Source organism: Streptomyces sp. YS415 (assembly GCF_023544665.1).
Taxonomy (GTDB): Bacteria; Actinomycetota; Actinomycetes; order Streptomycetales; family Streptomycetaceae; genus Streptomyces.
The window spans coordinates 1-4,903 of the sequence record NZ_JAMJFL010000072.1; the positions used below are offsets into that span (position 1 = coordinate 1).

Annotated in this window: 1 protein-coding gene; it reads left to right on the forward strand. The window is 71.5% G+C overall.

Translation table 11 applies throughout. The annotated features are described in order from the left end of the window. Positions 1-76: 76 nt before the first annotated feature. A partial coding sequence (locus M8H82_RS36235; RefSeq protein WP_374211741.1) for a type I polyketide synthase occupies positions 77-4,903 on the forward strand: 4,827 nt, incomplete at its 3' end.

Consider the following 4,903-nt stretch of genomic DNA (forward strand, 5'->3'; position numbering starts at 1 on the left):
AGCCGTTCAAGTAGCTCTCGGGCAGGGGCATTTCCGTCTCATCGAGGTCAGTGCCCACCCGGTGCTCACCATGGGCGTGCAGTCGATCGCCGAGGCGGCGGAGAAGCGGATCACGGTCGTCGGCACCCTGCGCCGGGACGAGGACGAGAACGCCCGCTTCCTCGCGAACGCCGCCGAACTCTGGGTCCACGGCACCGACATCGACTGGTCAGCCGTCTACTCGGGCCGCGTCGTAAGCCACGTCGACCTCCCCACCTACGCCTTCCAGCACCAGCGTTACTGGCTGGAGCCCAGCACGGGTACCGCCGATGTCAGCGGTGCAGGCCTGGCCACCACCGATCATCCGCTGCTCGGGGCCGCGATGAGCCTCGCCGCCGGGGACGGCGCGGTTCTGACGGGGCGGCTGTCTCTTCGTACGCACCCATGGCTCGCGGACCACGCCGTCGCGGGCACGGTCCTCTTCCCCGGTACCGGTTTCGTGGAGCTGGCGATCAGGGCCGGGGACGAGGTCGGCTGCGGACGTCTCACCGAACTCACCCTTCGGGCACCGCTGTTCCTGCCCGAGGCCGCGGGCGTGCGGGTGCAGGTCGTCATCGGGGGCCCGCAAGACGACGGACAGCGTTCCATCGCGGTGTACTCCCGTCCCGAGGACGCCGCTCCCGACCAGGAGTGGACCCTGCACGCGGAGGGCACCCTCGGCGCCGACGAGCCGCAGGCCCCCTCGGTCGACATGGTGGCCTGGCCTCCTGCCGGAGCCGAGCCGGTCGACATCACCGACCGGTACGCCCGTCTGCGCGACACCGGCTATCACTACGGGCCGGTGTTCCAGGGGCTGCGCGGGGTGTGGCGGCGCGGTGACGAGGTCTTCGCCGAGGTGGTGCTGGAGGAGGGCCAGCAGGGCGAGGCGGCCAGGTTCGGGATCCATCCCGCTGTGCTGGACGCGGCGCTGCATGCGGTGCTGCCGGTGGACGGCAGTCAGGCCCGCTTGCCCTTTGCATGGTCGGGTGTGTCGCTCTCGGCGGTGGGCGCTTCGGCCGTACGGGTGCGGTTGGCTCCGGTGGGTGAGGACGCGGTGTCGGTGTGGGTGGCCGACGCCCAGGGCGCTGCGGTGGCCCACGTGGAGTCGCTGGCCCTGCGACCGGTTGCGGTGGAGGAACTGGAGCGGGCAGGTTCGGCCGTACGGGACGCTCTGTTCCGAGTGGAATGGACGCCGTTCGCCGCTCCGGCCGCGCAGGACGCGCCGGGTTGGGCGCTGCTCGGCGACGCCGACCCGTTCGGCTTCGGTGTTCCCTTCTTCAGCAGCCTGGACGAGATCGCGGCCGGCCCCGAAGTGCCCTCCGTGGTGGCCCTCCCGGTGGCCGGCGGCGGCTCCGGATCCGCCGACGCCGTGCACCGTGCGGTGCTGAACACCTGGGAGACCGCACGGACTTGGCTCGCGGACGAGCGGTTCGCCGAGTCGCGTCTGGTGGTGGTGACGCGGGGTGCGGTGGGGACGGACAGCGACGGGCCCACCGATCTCGTGGCCTCCGCGGTGTGGGGGCTGGTGCGTTCGGCGGAGGCGGAGAATCCCGGGCGGTTCGGCCTGGTCGACCTGGGTGCCGACACCGATGGGCTGGTGCCTGCCCTTGCCGCGCTCGGGGCGGGGGAGTGGCAGATCGCGGTGCGCGGCGGTCACGTACTCGCACCACGCCTTGCCCGTTCCACCCCCTCCGGCGGGTCGATCGACTTCGGTGACGGTGCGGTGCTGGTCACGGGTGGTACCGGGACGCTGGGCGGATTGATCGCCCGGCACCTGGTGGCGGAGCACGGGGTGCGGCGGCTGGTGCTGGCCAGTCGTCGTGGCGCCGAGGCTCCGGGGGCGGCGGACCTGGTGGCCGAGCTGACGGCCGCGGGTGCGGTTGCCGAGGTGGTGGCGTGCGATGCCGCCGACCGTGAGGCATTGGCGACGCTGCTCGCCTCACATCCCGTCACGGGTGTGGTGCACCTCGCCGGCGTCCTGGACGACGCCGTGGTCACCGGGCTGACCCCTGCGCACTTCGACCGGGTGCTGCGTCCGAAGGTGGACGCGGCCGTGAACCTGGACGAGCTGACGCGGGGCCTCGATCTCTCCGCCTTCGTCCTCTTCTCCTCTGTCGTCGGCGTCTTCGGCGGCCCCGGTCAGGCCAATTACGCCGCCGCCAACACCTACTTGGACGCCCTCGCCCAGCGACGCCGGGCCGAAGGGCTGCCCGCGACGTCCATGGCGTGGGGACTGTGGGCCGACGCCAGCGGGATGACCGGGCACATGGACCGGACCGCCGTCGCCCGCATGGCGCGCGCCGGCATCGTCGGCATCCCCTCCGACCAAGGCCTCGCCCTCTTCGACGCCGCTCTCACCACGGACGAGCCGCTGCTCGTCACCGCCAGGCTCAGCACCACCTCCATACGCGCCCAGGCCGCCGACGGTGCCGTACCGCCGCTCCTGCGCGGACTCGTCCGGGGCGCCGTACGCCGCACGGCCACCGGCCTCCAGGGCGATGCCGCCGCCGACTCGCTCACCCGCAGGCTGGCCGGGCTCTCCCGCGAGGAGCAGCAGCACGAACTCCTCGGAGTGGTCCGGTCCAGCGTGGCGCTCGTCCTGGGGCATGCCGCGGACCGGACGGTCGACACCGACCGGACGTTCAAGGAGCTGGGCTTCGATTCGCTGCTGGCGGTGGAGCTGCGGAACCGGCTGGGTGAGGCAGTGGGGCTGCGGCTTCCGGCGACGCTGGTGTTCGACTATCCGACGCCGATGGCGGTGGCGGGCCTGCTTTTGAGCGAGCTGGTGGGGTCCGCCGACGAGGCGGCGGCTGAGGGGGCGGCTGCCGTGGTCGCCGCTGGGGTGACAGACGATCCGGTGGTCATCGTCTCGGCTGCCTGCCGTTATCCGGGTGGTGTGTCGTCGCCGGAGGACCTGTGGCGGCTGGTGGCGGAGGGCCGGGACGCGGTCGGGGACTTCCCCGACGACCGGGGCTGGGACCTGGAGAAGCTCTACCACCCTGACCCGGCGCACGCCGGTACCTCGTACGCCCAGCAGGGCGGGTTTCTGTACGACGCTGCCGAGTTCGATGCCGGTCTGTTCGGGATCTCGCCGCGTGAGGCGGTGGCGATGGATCCGCAGCAGCGGTTGCTGCTGGAGACGTCGTGGGAGGTGTTCGAGCGGGCGGGTATCGCGGTGGACTCGGTGCGGGGGAGTCGTACCGGTGTCTTCGCGGGCGTGATGTACCACGACTACGCCAGCCGACTGCACCACGTCCCGGAGGAGGTCGAGGGCTACCTCGGCACCGGCAGCTGGGCGAGCGTCCTGTCCGGCCGCCTCGCCTACACCTTCGGCTTGGAAGGACCGGCGGTCTCCGTCGACACGGCCTGCTCCTCCTCCCTGGTCGCCCTGCACATGGCCGTCCAGGCGCTGCGGAGCGGCGAGTGCGACATGGCCCTCGCCGGCGGTGTCACCGTGATGCCCACCCCTGGCACCTTCTTGGAGTTCAGCCGTCAGCGTGGGCTGGCGGCGGACGGCCGCTGCAAGTCGTTCGCGGCTGCGGCGGACGGCACGGGGTGGGCCGAGGGCGCGGGCGTGCTGCTGCTGGAGCGGCTGTCGGATGCGCGTAGTAACGGTCATCAGGTGCTGGCGGTGGTGCGAGGCTCGGCGATCAATCAGGACGGCGCGTCGAATGGTCTTACGGCGCCGAACGGGCCGTCGCAACAGCGCGTGATCCGCCAGGCGCTGGGCAGTGCAGGGCTCTCCCCCGCAGATGTGGATGCCGTGGAGGCGCACGGCACGGGGACGACGCTGGGTGACCCGATCGAGGCGCAGGCGCTGTTGGCCACGTATGGCCAGGGGCGAGAGATTGAACGGCCGTTGTGGCTGGGGTCGGTGAAGTCGAACATCGGGCACGCGCAGGCCGCGGCCGGTGTCGCGGGTGTCATCAAGATGGTGATGGCGATGCGGGCGGGTGTGTTGCCGCGCACCTTGCACGTCGATGAACCGACCCCACATGTGGACTGGTCGATGGGCTCGGTCGAGTTGCTCACCCAGGGTGTCGAGTGGCCCGAGACGGGTCGTCCGCGCCGGTCTGCCGTGTCGGCGTTCGGCATCGGCGGGACGAATGCCCACGTCATCTTGGAGGAGGCGCCGGAGGCTGCGGTCGCGGTTGAGGCCCCGTCTTCGGTGGGTGGGGTGCTGCCGTGGGTGTTGTCGGCCGGGTCGCCGGAGGCGCTGGTGGCGCAGGCCGGGCGGTTGTCCGGGGTGGCCGGGGCGTTGGATGCGGTGGATGTGGGCTGGTCGTTGGCGACCGGTCGGGCCGGGCTGGGTCATCGCGCGGTGGTGTGGGGCTCGGATGCGGAGCAGTTGACGGCCGGGCTGGCCTCGGTGGAGTCCTCCGGTGGCGTGATGGACGGGCGCCTCGCAGTGTTGTTCACGGGGCAGGGGGCGCAGCGGGCGCGGATGGGCGTGGAACTGGCGGCTGGGTTCCCCGTGTTTGCGCAGGCACTGGCTGAAGTGTGTGCCGGGTTCGACGGATTGCTGCCTCGGCCGCTGCAGGAGGTGTTGTCGGCCGACGATGGATTGCTGGATCAGACCGTGTTCACGCAGGCCGGGTTGTTCGCGGTGGAAGTGGCTCTGTACCGGCTGGCGGAGTCGTGGGGTGTGCGCCCGGACTTCGTGGCGGGCCATTCCATAGGTGAGTTGGTCGCTGCGTATGTGGCGGGGGTGTTCTCGCTGGAGGATGCCTGTCGTCTGGTGGCGGCGCGGGGTTCGTTGATGCAGGCGTTGCCTGCGGGTGGGGCGATGCTCGCGGTGCAGGCCGTCGTTGAGGATGTCCTCGCGGTTGTCGGGGACCGGGTTGATGTGGCTGCCGTCAACGGGCCCACGTCGGTGGTGGTTTCC